This is a genomic window from Corynebacterium suedekumii, from assembly GCF_030252185.1.
GTDB lineage: Bacteria > Actinomycetota > Actinomycetes > Mycobacteriales > Mycobacteriaceae > Corynebacterium > Corynebacterium suedekumii.
On the sequence record NZ_CP126970.1, the window covers coordinates 230,639 to 246,844 of the forward strand.

General features: G+C 66.9%; 12 protein-coding genes and 1 pseudogene. 4 read left to right on the plus strand and 9 right to left on the minus strand.

The features are described 5' to 3' along the window. Positions 1-75 precede the first annotated feature (75 nt). Both QP029_RS01135 and QP029_RS01140 read left to right on the plus strand, forming a co-directional pair. Complete coding sequence (locus tag QP029_RS01135; RefSeq protein WP_284875090.1) at positions 76-1,788, plus strand: hypothetical protein; 1,713 nt, start codon at positions 76-78, stop codon at positions 1,786-1,788. A gap of 176 nt (positions 1,789-1,964) precedes the next feature. Beyond that, a complete protein-coding gene (locus QP029_RS01140) occupies positions 1,965-2,780 on the plus strand; it encodes a hypothetical protein (protein ID WP_284875091.1) in 816 nt (271 codons plus the stop codon). 30 nt (positions 2,781-2,810) lie between these two features. On the opposite strand, the gene QP029_RS01145 is transcribed toward QP029_RS01140, so the two are convergent. Continuing rightward, on the minus strand, positions 2,811-3,743 hold the full coding sequence (locus QP029_RS01145) for a hypothetical protein (RefSeq protein ID WP_284875092.1): 933 nt from the start codon (positions 3,741-3,743) through the stop codon (positions 2,811-2,813). Between the two features lie 135 nt (positions 3,744-3,878). Here QP029_RS01145 and QP029_RS01150 point away from each other — a divergent pair, with 135 nt between their 5' ends. Continuing rightward, a complete protein-coding gene (locus QP029_RS01150; protein WP_284875093.1) occupies positions 3,879-5,846 on the plus strand; it encodes an ATP-dependent DNA helicase in 1,968 nt (655 codons plus the stop codon). A gap of 1 nt (position 5,847) precedes the next feature. Here QP029_RS01150 and QP029_RS01155 read toward each other — a convergent pair whose 3' ends face one another. From QP029_RS01155 to nrdF, 5 genes are all read right to left on the minus strand, one after another. Next, complete coding sequence (locus QP029_RS01155; protein ID WP_284875094.1) at positions 5,848-6,753, minus strand: hypothetical protein; 906 nt, start codon at positions 6,751-6,753, stop codon at positions 5,848-5,850. An 82-nt stretch (positions 6,754-6,835) separates the two neighbouring features. Further along, on the minus strand, positions 6,836-7,579 hold the full coding sequence (locus QP029_RS01160) for a peptidyl-tRNA hydrolase (RefSeq protein WP_284875095.1): 744 nt from the start codon (positions 7,577-7,579) through the stop codon (positions 6,836-6,838). Then, positions 7,576-8,901 carry a phosphoserine phosphatase SerB gene (gene serB, locus QP029_RS01165; protein ID WP_284875096.1) on the minus strand — a complete coding sequence of 442 codons (1,326 nt, stop codon included), beginning with the start codon at positions 8,899-8,901 and terminating at the stop codon, positions 7,576-7,578. The genes QP029_RS01160 and serB overlap by 4 nt, the downstream gene beginning before the upstream one ends. Before the next feature lie 105 nt (positions 8,902-9,006). Continuing rightward, a complete protein-coding gene (gene ctaD, locus QP029_RS01170) occupies positions 9,007-10,752 on the minus strand; it encodes an aa3-type cytochrome oxidase subunit I (protein WP_284875097.1) in 1,746 nt (581 codons plus the stop codon). Between the two features lie 403 nt (positions 10,753-11,155). Then, positions 11,156-12,160, minus strand: coding sequence for a class 1b ribonucleoside-diphosphate reductase subunit beta (gene nrdF / locus QP029_RS01175; protein ID WP_284875098.1), 1,005 nt, complete (start codon positions 12,158-12,160; stop codon positions 11,156-11,158). Positions 12,161-12,354: 194 nt separating this feature from the next. Between nrdF and QP029_RS01180 the strand changes: the two genes are divergently transcribed. Further along, positions 12,355-13,065, plus strand: a complete 711-nt coding sequence (locus tag QP029_RS01180; protein ID WP_284875099.1) for a FadR/GntR family transcriptional regulator — start codon at positions 12,355-12,357, stop codon at positions 13,063-13,065. 61 nt (positions 13,066-13,126) lie between these two features. On the opposite strand, the gene nrdE is transcribed toward QP029_RS01180, so the two are convergent. From nrdE to nrdH, 3 genes and pseudogenes are all read right to left on the minus strand, one after another. Beyond that, positions 13,127-15,274, minus strand: coding sequence for a class 1b ribonucleoside-diphosphate reductase subunit alpha (gene nrdE / locus QP029_RS01185; protein WP_284876112.1), 2,148 nt, complete (start codon positions 15,272-15,274; stop codon positions 13,127-13,129). 81 nt (positions 15,275-15,355) lie between these two features. Continuing rightward, positions 15,356-15,807 (minus strand): annotated as a pseudogene (gene nrdI / locus QP029_RS01190) (class Ib ribonucleoside-diphosphate reductase assembly flavoprotein NrdI). A 148-nt stretch (positions 15,808-15,955) separates the two neighbouring features. Next, positions 15,956-16,189, minus strand: a complete 234-nt coding sequence (gene nrdH, locus QP029_RS01195; protein WP_284875100.1) for a glutaredoxin-like protein NrdH — start codon at positions 16,187-16,189, stop codon at positions 15,956-15,958. Positions 16,190-16,206 lie beyond the last annotated feature (17 nt).

The following is a 16,206-nucleotide window of genomic DNA, read 5'->3' on the forward strand; positions in this document are numbered from 1 at the left end:
GCAGCACGGTTCCTGACACATACTGACACCAACCGCTCCGCCCCGTGAGACGGGCCACCCGAAAGGAATGATGACATGTCCGGCGAGAACACCAACCCGAACACCAACCCCGCCAACAATGACGTCACCGGGGCAGCCGCTGACCCCAAGACCGACAGCACCTTCACCATCCAGAACGCCGACGGCACCGTCAAGGTGGAGGCCGACATCGTCGGCGCCCAGGACTCCGACAACGACGGCACCTTCGACACCTTCGAGTTCGACGCCGACGGCGACGGCACCGCCGACGGCCGCTTCATCGACCGCGACGGCGACGGCAAGGCCGAGAAGATCGAGCTCGACACCGACGGCGACCGGGTCACCAACACCATCCTCGAGGACCGCAACGGCGACGGCATCATCGACGCCGAGCACCACGACATCAACAACGACGGCCTCATGGACACCACCGTCCTGGACACCGACCACGACGGCGTGATCAACAGCGTGAGCATCGACACCGACGGTGACGGCACCCACGACACCGTCATCCGCGACTTCGACGGCGACGGCGTGGCCGACGCGGTCACCTTCGACACCGACGGTGACGGCAAGGCCGACACCCGCCACTACGACCACGACGGTGACGGCTCCCTCGACTCCACCGACGGCGCCGGCCAGCTCAACGCCACCCAGCAGCAGATCTCCGACGAGGTCTTCGGCGGTGGCGCCGGTGCTGGTGCCGGTGCGGCCGGTGCAGCTGGTGCGGGCGCGGCAGCTGCCGGGGCTGGTGCCGCCGCCGCTCCGGCCCCTGAGGCCGAGGCTGCTCCGGCTGAAGCTGCTGCTCCGGCCCCCGAGGCTCCCGAGGCTGAGGCCCCGGACGCTGCCCCTGAAGCAGCTCCCGCGCCTGAAGCAGCTCCCGCGCCTGAGGCAACGCCGGGTGCCGCCGCCGGTGGCGAGCCGAACCTGGACCTCGACCCGGGCAAGTACCGCGAAATCGACACCGACGGCGACGGCGTCAACGACGCCATGATCCGCGACAACGACGGCGACGGCGACATCGACGCCGCCGTCTTCGACACCGACGGCGACGGCACCTACGACACCCGCCACCTCGACCTGGACAAGGACGGCGCCCGCGACACCGTCGACGGCGACGGCCAGCTCACCGCAGAGCAGCAGAACCTCTCCGACCGCGCCTTCGGTGGCCAGGAATCCGCCTCCACCCCGGACCCGGCACCGACCGAGGACGCCCCCGCCGAGGCTCCGGCCGCTGAGCCGGCCGCCGCCCCTGCCGCAACTGCCGCTCCGGCCGCTGACGCCGGCGAGGGTACCCCGGCTTCCGCACCGTCGAGCGTCACCCTCGACGGTTCCCAAGGCACCGAGGTCGATCTCGACGGCGACGGGTTCGGTGACGCGATCGTCTTCGATCAGGATGGCGACGGAGAGACCGACGCGATGCTCGTCGACACCGACGGCGACAACGTCACCGACACCCTCATCGTCGACACCGACGGTGACGGCATTGCCGAGGAGGTCCACGTGGACACCGACGGTGACGGTATCGTCGACCAGATCTTCCTGGACACCAACGAGGACGGCCAGGTCGACCAGGAGCACCGCGACACCGACGGTGACGGCTTCACGGACGAGGCGATCATCGACACCGACTTCGACGGCATCGGTGACACCCGCATCACCGACACCGACGGCGATCACACCTACGACGCCCAGGAGGACATCTACACCGAGAACGAGGCACCGATGATGCCGGGCGCCGACGACGTGGACGGCGGCGAGCTGGTCTAACAGACCCGGACACCACCCCACACCACGACAGCACCACCGCGACCTGCGGTGGTGCTGTTGTCGTCGGCGCAGTCGAACACACCCGTACCGTGATGTGGAACACCCCGGGAACTTTTCACCCGCCACCCGCATTTCACCGTCGACCGAGCACACACCGACCAGACAGGAACCCCATCATGACGAACCCGCAGAACTACCAGGACGTCGACGGCCGGCTGACCGTCACGGACAACCAGGGCAACACCGCCTCCGCCGACATCGTCGACGGCCGCGACCTCGACGGCGACGGGACCCTCGACGAGTTCCGCATCGACACCGACGGTGACGGCCGCGCCGACGGCTCCTTCATCGACCAGGACAATGACGGCCGCATGGAGTCGATCAGCCTGGACACCGACGGTGACGGCGTCGCTGACCGGACCTTCCAGGGTGATGACACGTTTGACAGCTCGACCGGCTCCACCGCCCCGGTGGCGGACACTCCGCCCACCCCGCCGGCTGGGTCCCCCACCGACGGGCCGCACGCGGCCCCGGAGATTCCCACGGACGGCACCGAGGTGGATCTCGACGGAGACGGTTTCGGTGACGCCATCATCCACGACACCGACGGTGACGGCCAGCTGGACATCATGCAGGCGGACACCGACGGGGACGGGGTGACGGATCTGGCGATGTTCGACACGGATGGGGACGGCGTCGTCAATGACATCCACTACGACTCCGACGGGGACGGAATCGCGGACCAGATCCTGCTCGACACCGACGGTGACGGGCAGCTCGACCAGGAGCACTTCGACACCGACGGCGACGGTATCTCCAACGAGGCACTCATCGACACCGACCTCGACGGCATCGGCGACACGTACGCCACCGACACGGACGGCGACGGCGTCTACGACCAGTTCGAGGATGTCACCACCGAGTCCGAGGCGCCGATGATGCCCGGCGCGGAGGACTCCGACTTCGACGCCGGCGGCACCGAGCTGGCCTGATCCTGCTCACCGGTGTCAGCGCCCGCGCGCTCAGCACGGATCGTGGAAATCCCCGACCGTGTTGAGGGTGCGGGCGTTTCCGCCGTAGCGCGCCTTCCCGGCGCACAGGGCCTGGCGGTCCGACCCGTAGTCGATGTACACGGGGTAAACCGCAGCGCCCTCGAGGCTGGCGCGCAGGGAGGAGCACTGGCCCGGCAGCGTGTACTCCGTGCCCGGGACGGCGTTGAGGGCGTCCGTGAGCTGCTGTTCGGTGCTCACTCCGGGCTGCTCGACAACGGAGCTGACGATGAGGATGCCGCGCCCGTCGCACGCCGGGCTCGACGCCTGGATCGGGCCGCGGGCGGAGGGGACGGAGTGGCCGCCGCTGGACCGGGAGGGGCCCACCGGGCCAGTTCCACGGGTGTCGCAGGTGTGCAGGAACCGTTGCAGCGCTTCAGGAACAATGTCTCTGCCGTCCGCGCAGTGGTCATAGCCTGCCCACCGGCCGTTGGTATAACGGACGACACCCAGATCATCTGAGTTCTTCGCTCCGGCCATCGCCCACTCACCGTCACAACCGTCCACCACGTCCCATTGCGCCACCCCGAGATCCGCGAGCACGACGTCCGGATCACAGACATCCGCGGCAGGTTCGGCAACCCGCGCTGCGGCACCGGTGGTCCCCGTCGCACCAGCCGGGGAATCCTCTTCCGCTGTGACCACCTCCGTGGAGTACACCACGACCGGTTCAGCGGAATCAGTGCCGCTGCCACCGTCGAGGACGCCCTGCAGGATCATTGCCCCGGCCACGCCGGCACCGGCGACGAGGGCGATCGCGCCGACGATGATGCCGGCCTTCCGCCCCTTCCCGCGCCGTTCCTGCGCCGGGGCCGCCGCGGAGGTCTCCCACTGCGAGTCCCACTGGCCGGTCTGCCCCCAGCCGGCGGTCGGACGATCCCACTCGTCATGGTGCTCGTTGTTCATGTCCAGCAGAATAACCTGCGGTTTCACCCCCTGCCCGGCAAACCTTCACCGGTGGGGAGTGTTCCCTGCCCCCGGGGGACGGGGCCGGGTGGTGGAGTAGGATTCCGGGGACGTCCCCGACCCAGGAAGGCCCCCGTGTCTGATCAGCCCCTGTCATCATCCACCGAGGAGCTTCTCGACACCGCCGTGGCCGCCCTGGGCGGCACCCGCCGGCAGGGGCAGGTGCAGATGGCGCAGGCCGTTACCCGGGCACTGGAATCCGAGCGGCATCTCGCGGTGCAGGCCGGCACGGGTACCGGCAAGTCCCTGGCGTATCTGGTGCCCGCGATCCGGCACGCGCAGGCGACGGACACCTCCATCATCGTCTCCACGGCGACGATCGCCCTGCAGCGCCAGCTCGTCGACCGGGATCTGCCGCGCCTGGCCGACGCCCTGGAGAAGGTGATGGAACGTCGCCCGACGTTCGCCATCATGAAGGGCCGATCCAACTACGTATGTCTCAACCGGGTGGGTACGGTGGAGGAGCCGGAGGACGCGCTTCTCGACGAAGCCGACGTCTCCTGGCTGGGCCGCCACATCGCCCGGGTTCACGAGTGGTCGCAGGAGACGGAGACCGGCGACCGTGACAATCTCGAGCCCGGTGTCCCCGACCGCGCCTGGCGGCAGGTGTCGGTGACCGCCCGCGAGTGTCTCGGTGCGACCCGCTGCCCGCACGGCGAGGAGTGCTTCGCCGAGATCGCACGTCGCAAGGCGCATGATGTCGACATCGTGGTGACCAATCATGCATTGCTGGCCATCGACGCTCTCTCCGACATCGACATTCTCCCCGAGCATGACGTGGTCATCATTGACGAGGCCCACGAACTCGACGGCCGCATCACCTCGGTGGCCACCAACGAACTGTCCGCCGCCACCCTCAAGCTGGCGGCCAAGCGCGCTGGCAAGCTCGACGCGGAGGGACGCGACACCAAACTCGAGGACCTCACCGACGACTGGATCTCCGTCGCCGAGCTGCTCGAACCGGGGCGGTGGACCACCATCGACGACGTCGCCCGCGGCCCCCTCAACGGTCTGCGCGACGGACTGTGGTCCTTGAGGGAGGCCATCCACCGCTCGCCGGAGGGTGAGGCCTCGAACGATCCGGAGAAGTTCGCCGAGCGGCAGAACCTCTCCAATCACCTCATGGAACTCCACGACGCGATCGTGCGCATCCTCGAGGTCTTCGACGAGGATGACCCGGCGGCCCAGCGCGACGTCGTGTGGCTGGACCGCGATGAGCGCCGCGGTAACGTCCTCACCGTCGCGCCCCTGTCAGTGGCCGGCCTGCTGCACGAGCGTCTCTTCGGCGAACAGACGGTCGTGCTCACCTCCGCGACGCTGACCATCGGTGGGCGTTTCGACGCCATGGCTGCCGCCTGGGGCCTGCCCAAGGGGACGTGGGACTCCCTCGACGCCGGCACCCCCTTCGATCCGGCGAAGTCCGGCATCCTCTACACCGCCCGCCACCTGCCCGACCCGGGCCGGGACGGGCTGTCCCCGGAGACCCTCGGCGAGATCCATGACCTCATCATGGCCGCCGGGGGTCGCACTCTCGGGCTGTTCTCCTCCCGCCGGGCCGCGGAACAGGCCGCAGAGGAGATGAAGAAGCGTCTCCCCTTCGACGTGCTGGTCCAGGGGGAGGACACCACGGGCGCGCTGGTGGACAGGTTCGCCAGGAACGAGAATGCCTGCCTCTTCGGCACCCTCACGCTGTGGCAGGGCGTCGACGTGCCCGGTCCCGCATGTTCGCTCGTGCTCATTGACCGGGTCCCGTTCCCGCGCCCGGATGATCCGCTGTTGCAGGCCCGCAAGGAGGCGGCGACCGCCGAGGGGCGTAACGGTTTCATGGAGGTCGCCGCCACCCACGCCGCACTGCTGCTGGCGCAGGGGGCCGGCCGACTCCTGCGGTCGGTCACCGACCGGGGCGTGGTCGCCGTCCTGGACAACCGACTGGTGACCAAGCGCTACGGCTCGTTCCTCCGTGCCTCGATGCCGGGGTTCTGGGAGACCACTGACCCCACGGTGGTCCGTGGGGCGTTGAAAAGACTCGTCCAGAGCAGCTAGGTCAGGCCCAGCGGCGCACCTGCTCGCCGGAACCCTTGAGAGCGGCGTGTGCCATCATGCAGGCCGCGAGCGGCGTCGTGACGAGCACGCCGATGACCACCAGGCTTCCCGCCGCATTGAGCAGGAAAGCGAAGATGATGAGCAGGATGGTCGGGCCGGGGTTCCGCTTGGCGATCTCCACCGACTCCTTGAACGCCCCCATCACCCCGAGCTCCGGGCGGGCGAAGATGAGGAAAAGCGCGTAGGAGAGGAAGAACGCCGCGACCAGGCCGGGGATGACCAGCAGGATCAGGCCGATGCCGATGATGATGGACATGAGGATGTACATGCCCAGCGCCGGCAGCAGTCCCCTGAACCGGAAGAAGTCCATGAAGGTCACCGTCTCGCCGCGGACCTGCCGTACCGCGTTGCGGTACATGTTCAACGCCCACAGGAAGCTGCCGATGATCATGACACCGTAGGCGAGGATCATGACCAGCACCGTCACCGTGTTCACGGCCGGTGATCCGTCCGGGTTGGCGCTCGCGGTCACCGCCACCGGGACGACCATCAGAACCATGAGGACAACGATGACCGCGATAAAGACCAGCAGCGACAGCACCCACGGCAGGAAGTTGCTGAACAGTGCCTTCGCTCCCTGCGAGAAGCTGTCCACGGCGTCGATCTGGTCACCGGGCAGCGGCTGGTTCTGCTGGCCGGCGTACCCGGCGTAACCGCCCTGCTGCGCGAAACCCTGCTGGCCGTACTGGTCGCCGTAGGGCTGGCCCGGCTGCTGCGGCTGGCCGTACTGGTCGCCGTAGGGCTGGCCCGGCTGGACCGACTGCTGCGGCTGGCCGTACTGGTCGCCGTTGCCGGGGTTGGTTCCCTGTCCCGATTCGGGATCGTAAGGATTGTATGGCTGGGACATGGTCCCTCCCTTGTTCCGGTCGTTATTTGGACCGCAATAGTATTTCACGGATCCGGGTGTGCCGCCGGTTGAGGCACGCGCGTCAGTGGAGGTCGCGGCCCGGGATCGCGAAGACGGTGAGGGAATCGGGGGTCACCTCGGTGTAGCCGGCGTCGCGGACGTGGACGGCTGTCGGGTGGGCGGCGTGCCGGGCGAAGGTGTCGGCGTCGACCTCACGGACGGTGAGGGCGAAGTCCCGGGCCGCCCAGTCGCGGACCCAGTCCAGGGGTTGGCGGGCGGCGAGCAGCATGCTGGCGTGGCCGACCTGGGCGGCGGCCTTGCCGGTGGACATGTCCAGGCCGCGGTCGATGAGGATCGCGGGTAGGTCGGGGTCGACGGCTCCCGGTTCGTCCTGGGGAAGTTCGGTGCCGGAGATCTGGAGTTTGCGCACCAGGGGCGGGACGTCGGAGACGGGGCCGGGGATGAAGGCGCGGGCGCGGGCGCCGCGGACCTCGACGGTGACACCGGGAACGGTCTGGACGTCGTCCCACGCCTTGTTGCGGGCACGGCGGGCGACTTTCCGGATGAGGTGGTCGTACCAGCCTTCGAGCCCGGCCCGCCAGGCGTCGTCGGTGACGGCCCGACCGTCGAGGCACACGGCCACGACGGCCCGGGCGGATGCCTCGAGCAGGTCGGTCCGGCGGGGCGGGGACGCCTTGGGGACCTCCAGCGCGATTTGCATCGCCTGGACGGTCTCGGGTCGGTCGGGGTCCTCGGTCCGGGAGTGCCGGTCGGAGCTGACGCGCTCAGCCAGGAGGGCGTGGGCGGCGGCGAGGATGTCCGTCACAGGCTGACGGCGCCGGTGGTCGCGGCCGGAGTGAGGGGGACGCGGTGGAAGGTGCCGTCCTCGAGGTCCGAATCGTCGATCTCGCTGCGCGGGATGCCAAGGATGTGAAGCACCTCGTCGAGGAAGGGATGGTTGACGGAGGTGTCGGCGACTTCGCGGAGTGCCGGCTTGGCGTTGAAGGCGATGCCGAGTCCGGCGGCGGAGAGCATGTCGATGTCGTTGGCACCGTCACCGACAGCGACGGTCTGGTACATCTGCAGGCCGGAGTCCTCGGCGAATTCACGGAGGAACTCGGCCTTGGCGGCACGGTCGACGACCTGCCCGATGACCCGGCCGGTGAGCTTGCCGTCGACGATCTCGAGGGTGTTGGCGCGGACGTAGTCGAGTTCCAGGTCGTCGGCGAGGTCCTCGAGGACCTGGATGAAGCCGCCGGAGACGACGGCGGTGCGGTAGCCCATCTTGCGCAGGGTGCGGATGGTGGTCCGGGCGCCGGGGGTGAGCTCGATGTCGGCGGCGACGGCGTCGATGACGGAGGCGTCGAGACCGGCGAGCGCGGCCACCCGCTCTCGCAGGGACTCCTCGAAGTCGAGTTCGCCGCGCATGGCCCGTTCGGTGACCTCGGCGACCTCTGCCTCCTTACCGGCGTGGGCGGCGAGCATCTCGATGACCTCGCCGGTGATGAGGGTGGAGTCGCAGTCGAAGCACACCAGACGCTTGGAACGACGCAGCAGGCCGGCACGTTCGATGGCGATGTCCACGCCGAGCTCGGTGGTCAGTGCCGCCAGTGCCTTCCGCAGCGGCTTGCCGCCGCCCGGTTCAGCGTCGGCGACGGTGACGGCCAGTTCGAGGCCGGTGATGGGGTAGTCGGCGATGCCGCGGATGCGGTCGATGTTGGCCCCGTAGTTGGCCAGGGTCTGGCCGATGGCGGAGACGTCGTTGGCGTTGACGGGGGCGCCGAGCACCACGATGACGTGGGTGGAACGCGAGCGGGATTGCGGGACCCCCTCGACGCGTTCGACGGTGACGGTCTGGCCGTGGCCCTTGAGGGTGTCGGTCAGGCCCTCCCGCATGCGCTCGAGGCGGTCGGCCTCGACGCCGACGTAGGCGGCGAGCGAGAGGTAGCCGCGGAACTGGGACTGCTCGACGTCGAGAAGCTGGACGCCGTGGGCGGAGAGCACGCGGAAGAATGCGGCGGTCACGCCCGGCCGGTCGCGCCCGGTGAGGGTGACCACGACGGGCTGCAGGCCCGGTTGAAGGGCGACCTGGAGGTGCTCGGGGTTCGTCGGGGAGGAGGTTGCATCATGTACGGCCACGGGAGTCATTCTTTCATGGGGAGGGGGCTGGTACGCGCCAACCCCCGGTAGGCGCTGGGCGCTACCGGGGGTTGGGGTCAGACGGAGGATCTGTGCACGTGTGTCAGTGTGCTGTTAGCCGCGGACGTCGACCGGGTCCGGGGACTGGGTCTTCTCCGCCCGCTCGTCATGGTGGCCGGTGTGGGCCTCACGGCGCATGCGCTCGACCATGTGCGGGTAGTGCAGCTCGAACGCGGGGCGCTCGGAGCGGATACGCGGCAGGGACACGAAGTTGTGGCGCGGCGGCGGGCAGGAGGTCGCCCACTCGAGGGAGTTGCCGTAGCCCCACGGATCGTCGACGGTGACGACCTCGCCGTAGCGCCAGGAGCGGAAGACGTTCCAGACGAACGGGATGACGGAGGCACCGAGCAGGAAGGAGAACACGGTGGACACCTGGTTGAGAGTGGTGAAGCCGTCGGAGTCGAGGTAGTCGGCGTAGCGGCGCGGCATACCCATGTTGCCCAGCCAGTGCTGGACCAGGAAGGTGCCGTGGAAGCCGATGAAGGTGAGCCAGAAGTGGATCTTGCCCAGGCGCTCGTCGAGCATGCGGCCGGTCATCTTCGGGAACCAGAAGTACACGCCGGCGAAGGAGGCGAACACCACGGTGCCGAAGAGCGTGTAGTGGAAGTGCGCGACCAGGAAGTAGGAGTCGGCCAGCTGGAAGTCCAGCGGAGGCGCGGCCAGCATGATGCCCGTCAGACCACCGAAGAGGAAGGTGGCCATGAAGCCGACGGCCCAGATCATCGGGGTCTCCCAGGTGATGTGGCCCTTCCACATGGTGCCCACCCAGTTGAAGAACTTCACGCCGGTCGGAACCGAGATGAGGAACGTCATGAAGGAGAAGAACGGCAGCAGGACGGCACCGGTGACAAACATGTGGTGTGCCCACACGGCCATGGACAGCGCACCGATGGAGAGGGTGGCGAAGACCAGGCCGATGTAGCCGAACATCGGCTTCCGGGAGAACACCGGGATGACCTCGGAGATGACGCCGAAGAACGGCAGCGCGAGGACGTAGACCTCGGGGTGGCCGAAGAACCAGAACAGGTGCTGCCACAGGATGGCGCCACCGTTGCCGGTGTCGTAGATGTGGGCGCCGAGCTTGCGGTCGTAGAGGACGCCGAGGGCGGCGGCCAGCAGCAGCGGGAAGATCATCAGGGCGATGACGGAGGTGACGAAGATGTTCCAGGTGAAGATCGGGAGACGGAACATGGTCATGCCCGGGGCACGCATCGTGAGGATGGTGGTGAGCATGTTGATGGCGGACGCGACGGTACCGACACCGGTTGCGCCGACGCCGACGATCCACAGGTCAGCACCGACACCCGGGGTGTGGACGGAGTCCGACAGCGGGGAGTACATGGTCCAGCCGAAGTCGGCGGCACCACCCGGGGTGAGGAAACCGGCGAGCATGGCCACGCCACCGACGGTGGTGATCCAGAAGCCGAAGGCGTTGAGGCGCGGGAAGGCCACGTCCGGGGCGCCGATCTGCAGCGGCAGGACGTAGTTGGCGAAGCCCCAGACGATCGGGGTGCCGAAGAGCAGCAGCATCACGGTGCCGTGCATGGTGAACAGCTGGTTGAACTGCTCGTTGGACAGGAACTGCATGCCCGGCGTGAACAGCTCGGCGCGGATCAGCAGTGCCATCAGGCCACCAAGGAAGAAGAAGCCGAAGCACATGATGATGTACATGATGCCCAGCTGCTTGTGGTCGGTGGTGGTGAGCATGTCCCAGGCCTTCGAGCCCTTGCGGGCGTGGCCATAGGGCTCGGGACGTTCGGGCTGGACGTAGTCGTCCACCCGAGGTGCCACAGCGGTCATAGTTCCTCCTGGTAACGAGGCAGACCGCGACACACGGCCTGCCCAGTGTTTACTTCGACCTCACTATAGAGGAGTCGTAATAAATTATTCCAGCCCGTCGAGACTGGAGACGTGGTTCATTCTAACCCCGTCGCTCACACAAAACACATGGTTACCGGCGAATCTTCACGGGTTTGCGGGGATTCCCCCCGAATTGCCGCTCGCAGGTGACGGGCACCACAGTTGCGAACTGGGACATTTACATTCTTCACCCACCCCGGGAACTGTCACCCACCCCCGGTAGATGTCAACCTTTCGGATGATGCGCCGTGGCATCCCCGGAATCACCTCCGCCGCCTCCCGGAACGGCACCCCGGGGGACGTCGATAGGCGGGAAGGCGGCGGGTGTGGGACCGGAAGCGGACTAGAAGTCCCAGTCGTCGTCCGTGGTGTCCTCGGCCTTGCCGATGACGTAGGAGGAACCGGAGCCGGAGAAGAAGTCGTGGTTCTCGTCCGCGTTGGGGCTCAGGGCGGAGAGGATGGCCGGGGAGACGCGGGTCTCGTCGACCGGGAACAGCCCCTCGTAGCCGAGGTTGTTCAGCGCCTTGTTGGCGTTGTAGCGCAGGAAGCGCTTGACGTCCTCGGTCCAGCCGAGCGGATCGTAGAGGTCCTCGGTGTACTGCTCCTCGTTCTCGTAGAGATCGTAGAGCAGGTCGAAGGTGTACTCCTTGAGCTGGGCCTGACGCTCCGGGGACTCCTTGGCCACGCCCTGCTGGTACTTGTAGCCGATGTAGTAGCCGTGGACGGCCTCGTCGCGGATGATCAGGCGGATGATGTCGGCGGTGTTGGTCAGCTTGGCGTGCGAGGACCAGTACATCGGCAGGTAGAAGCCTGAGTAGAAGAGGAAGGACTCCAAGATCGTGGAGGCGACCTTGCGCTTGAGCGGGTCATCGCCCTCGTAGTAGGAGAGGATGATCTTCGCCTTGCGCTGCAGGTGCTCGTTCTCCTCGGACCAGCGGAACGCGTCGTTGATCATGGGGGTGGACGCCAGCGTCATGAAGATGTTGGAGTAGCTCTTCGCGTGCACGGACTCCATGAACGCGATGTTGGTGAGCACCGCCTCCTCGTGCGGGGTGTTGGCGTCCGGCATCATCGACATCGCGCCGACGGTGCCCTGGATGGTGTCCAGCAGGGTCAGGCCGGTGAACACCCGCATGGTGGCCTGCTTCTCCATCTCGTTGAGCGTGGCCCACGTCTTCAGGTCGTTGGACACCGGGATCTTCTCCGGCAGCCAGAAGTTACCGGTGAGCCGGTCCCACACCTCCGCGTCCTTCTCATCCGGAATCTCATTCCAGTTGATGGCGACCACCGGGCCCTGGTGGTCGTTGATGTAGGGGTCGTACTCGTGATTCTCCGGCGCGTCGGACATGCGTGGTACCTCAACTTCTCGGAAACTTAGGGGCAGTGGCCGCGGCAGGTGTCTTCCTGCGGGCCGCAACGCGCCCCACTCTACCGCTAATCGACACCCCACCGTCCCCCAGCCCCGACCGTGACCGCACCGCAGGTGAACTACGGTTTAGTATTGATGAAGCACAACTTCGACACCTAAGGACGCGACTCGCGATGTCAGACACCCCCCGCTCCCCCGCGGCCCCCCTGCTCGACCGGGTCCTCAACGAACTCGGCCGGGACATCATCACCGGTAAGCTCCCGGAGGGCAAGACCTTTACCCTCCACGACCTCAGCGACCGGTTCGAGATCTCCCGCACCGTCGCCCGCGAGGCCATGCGGGCACTGGAGCAGCTGGGGCTGGTCTCCTCCTCCCGTCGCGTGGGCATCACGGTCCGCCCGCGGTCGGCGTGGGCGGTGTTCGACCAGGCGGTGATCAACTGGCGGCTGGAGTCTGAGCCGGAGCGCAGCGCCCAGCTACGCACCCTCAATGAACTGCGCATCGGGATCGAGCCGCAGGCCGCCCGCAGCGCCGCGCGCGCCGCGAACCCGCAGCAGCGCGAGGACCTCGTCGCCCTGGCGCGCACGCTCACCGAACTGGGCACGTCCGGCCAGGGCGCGTCCCAGGAGTTCCTCGACGCGGACACCCGTTTCCACACCCTGCTCATGGAGGCGTCGGGCAATGAGATGTTCGCGGCCCTGACCCCGACGATGCTCAGCGTCCTCCACGGTCGCACCCGCTACGGGATGCAGCCGGAGGAGCCGGCCGCCGAGGCCCTGGCCGCCCACACGAATCTGGCCCGGGCCATCGCCGACGGTGACGAGGACGCTGCCGAGGCCCAGTCCCGGGCCCTGCTCACCGAGGTGAAGCTCTCCCTCATCTGACACCTTCCACGCACGACAGAAGACCTCCGGTACCGGTACCGGAGGTCTTCGTCATATCCGCCTAGAGCATGCAGCTGACGCAGCCCTCGACCTCGGTGCCCTCGAGGGCGACCTGGCGCAGGCGGATGTAGTACAGGGTCTTGATGCCCTTGCGCCACGCGTAGATCTGGGCGCGGTTGATGTCGCGGGTGGTGGCGGTGTCCTTGAAGAACAGCGTGAGGGACAGGCCCTGGTCGACGTACTTCGTGGCGGCCGCGTAGGTGTCGATGATCTTCTCGTGGCCGATCTCGTACGCGTCCTGGAAGTACTCCAGGTTCTCGTTGTCCATGTGCGGCGCCGGGTAGTAGACGCGGCCGATCTTGCCCTCCTTGCGGATCTCGATCTTGGAGGCGATCGGGTGGATCGACGAGGTGGAGTTGTTGATGTAGGAGATCGACCCGGTCGGCGGGACGGCCTGCAGGTTGCGGTTGTACAGGCCGTGCTCCATGACGTCGGCCTTGAGCTGTGCCCAGTGCTCGGCGGTGGGGACGGTGACCGTCGAGGCGTCGAAAAGCGCCTTGACCTTGTCGGTGACCGGTGCGAACTCCGCCGGGTCGAAGCCGTCGAAGTAGGTGCCGTCGGCGTAGGCAGAGGTCTCGAAACCGGAGAACTTCTCGCCGCGCTCACGGGCGATCCGGTTCGACGCGCGCAGCGCCTGGTAGAGCACCGCCGCGAAGTAGGCGTTGGTGAAGTCCAGGCCCTCCTCCGAGCCGTAGTAGATGTGCTCGCGGCCGAGGTAGCCGTGCAGGTTCATCTGGCCCAGGCCGATGGCGTGGGCGGCGTCGTTGCCCTCCCGGATGGACGGGACCGAGTCGATGGAGGTGGACTCGGCCACGGCGGTGAGGCCGCGGATGGCGGTCTCGACGGTGGAGGCGAAGTCCGGGGAATCCATCGCCATGGCGATGTTGAGGGAACCGAGGTTGCAGGAGATGTCCTCACCGATGTGCTCGTAGGTGAGGTCCTCGTTGTACACCGACGGGGTGTTGACCTGCAGGATCTCGGAGCACAGATTGGACATGTTGATCCGGCCCTCGATGGGGTTCGCGGCGTTGACCGTGTCCTCGAACATGATGTACGGGTATCCGGACTCGAACTGGATCTCCGCCAGCGTCTGGAAGAAGTGGCGGGCGGACATCTTGGTCTTGCGGATCCGCGGATCCTCCACCATCTCGTGGTAGTGCTCGGACACGGAGATGTCGCCGAAGGGCTTGCCGTAGACGCGCTCGACGTCGTACGGGGAGAACATGTACATGTCGTCGTTGCGCTTGGCCAGCTCGAAGGTGATGTCCGGGATGACCACACCGAGGGAGAGAGTCTTGATGCGGATCTTCTCGTCCGCGTTCTCCCGCTTGGTGTCCAGGAAGGACATGATGTCCGGGTGGTGGGCGTTGAGGTACACCGCACCGGCACCCTGGCGGGCACCGAGCTGGTTGGCGTAGGAGAACGAGTCCTCGAGCAGCTTCATCACGGGGATGACACCGGAGGACTGGTTCTCGATGTGCTTGATCGGCGCGCCCGACTCACGCAGGTTGCTCAGCAGCAGGGCGACGCCGCCGCCGCGCTTGGACAGCTGCAGGGCGGAGTTGATGGCGCGGCCGATGGACTCCATGTTGTCCTCGATACGCAGCAGGAAGCAGGACACCAGCTCGCCGCGCTGGGCCTTGCCGGCGTTGAGGAAGGTCGGGGTGGCCGGCTGGAAACGCCCGGACATGATCTCGTCGACGAGGTTCTCCGCCAGGGAGCGGTCCCCGTTGGCGAGGAAGAGGGCGGTCATGGACACCCGGTCCTCGAAACGCTCGAGGTAGCGGCGACCGTCGAAGGTCTTCAGCGTGTAGGAGGTGTAGTACTTGTAGGCGCCCAGGAAGGTCTGGAACCGGAACTTGAAGGCGTAGGCGCGCTTGAACAGCGTCTTCACGAACTCGAAGTCGTAGAGTGCCAGCACCTCAGGCTCGTAGTAGTTGTTGTCGATGAGGTACTTGAGCTTCTCCTCCAGGTCGTGGAAGTACACGGTGTTCTGGTTGACGTGCTGGAGGAAGAACTGGTTGGCCGCCTCACGGTCCTTGTCGAACTGGATCCGGCCCGCATCGTCATACAGGTTGAGCAGGGCGTTGAGGGCGTGGTAATCCAGCTGGTCAGCGGCCTTGACCGGCTCGGCAACGGACTTACCCAGGGGGGTGATCGAGGTGGTCAACGTGAGAGGACCTTTCAGTAGTGACAACGTGTCATCGGTTTTTTTAAGGAGAATGCTGTTCTAGTGCGCGGTGCCGGCGGTGGCCGGAAGTGGCCGCAGGCCGAGCTGCTCGGCGTTGGTGAGCAGCCCCTCCCGCAGGATACCCACGTCCTCCGGCGTGCCCATGAGTTCGAAGCGGTAGACGTAGGGGACCTTGCACTTCTTCGAGATCACCTCGCCGGCCAGACCGTAGTCCGTGCCGAAGTTGGTGTTGCCCCCGGCCACCACCGCGCGAATGAGACCGCGGTTGTGTTCGTTGTTGAGGAAGCGGATGACCTGGACGGGCACCGGGCGGGAGTTCTCACCGCTGATCGACGCCCCTCCCCGTATGTCGGGCACACCAGCACGTAGGGCTCGTCGACGATGAGCGGTTCGTCAGCCTTGTGCAGCGGGATCCGCACGTTCGGCAGGTCCAGCTTCTCGACGAAACGGCGCGTGTTCTCCGTGACGGAGGAGAAATACACGACGAGCACGACGACTCACGTCCAATCTCAGGTGGTCTCTGGTGGGGCAGCTACGGGGGACTGTCCGGGGATAAAGCAAAACCGCCCAGATTCGTGGGCGGCGGTGGGTCGGCCCCGACACTCCCGGTCGGGCCGGCCGGCAGGTGCCGGAGGTGGACTAGGCCACCACGGCGGTGAGGTTGTTGATGCGCTCCGGGCGGAAACCCGACCAGTGCTCACCGTTGGCCTCGACGACCGGGGCCTGGAGGTAGCCCAGGGCGAGGACGTAGTCGCGGGCCTCATCGTCGAGGCTGATGTCGACGGTGTCGTAATCCAGGCCGGCTCGGTCCAGGGCCTTCTTGGTGGCCTTGCACTGGACGCAGGCGGGCTTGGTGTAGAGGGTGATAGCCATGGGGAGTGGTCCTCTTT

Coding starts and splice junctions, on each gene's coding strand:
- QP029_RS01135 (WP_284875090.1), top strand. CDS start 76: ATGTCCGGCGAGAACACCAACCCGAACACCAACCCCGCCAACAATGAC.
- QP029_RS01180 (WP_284875099.1), top strand. CDS start 12,355: ATGTCAGACACCCCCCGCTCCCCCGCGGCCCCCCTGCTCGACCGGGTC.
- QP029_RS01140 (WP_284875091.1), top strand. CDS start 1,965: ATGACGAACCCGCAGAACTACCAGGACGTCGACGGCCGGCTGACCGTC.
- QP029_RS01155 (WP_284875094.1), bottom strand. CDS start 6,753: ATGTCCCAGCCATACAATCCTTACGATCCCGAATCGGGACAGGGAACC.
- ctaD (WP_284875097.1), bottom strand. CDS start 10,752: ATGACCGCTGTGGCACCTCGGGTGGACGACTACGTCCAGCCCGAACGT.
- QP029_RS01145 (WP_284875092.1), bottom strand. CDS start 3,743: ATGAACAACGAGCACCATGACGAGTGGGATCGTCCGACCGCCGGCTGG.
- nrdH (WP_284875100.1), bottom strand. CDS start 16,189: ATGGCTATCACCCTCTACACCAAGCCCGCCTGCGTCCAGTGCAAGGCC.
- serB (WP_284875096.1), bottom strand. CDS start 8,901: ATGACTCCCGTGGCCGTACATGATGCAACCTCCTCCCCGACGAACCCC.
- nrdF (WP_284875098.1), bottom strand. CDS start 12,160: ATGTCCGACGCGCCGGAGAATCACGAGTACGACCCCTACATCAACGAC.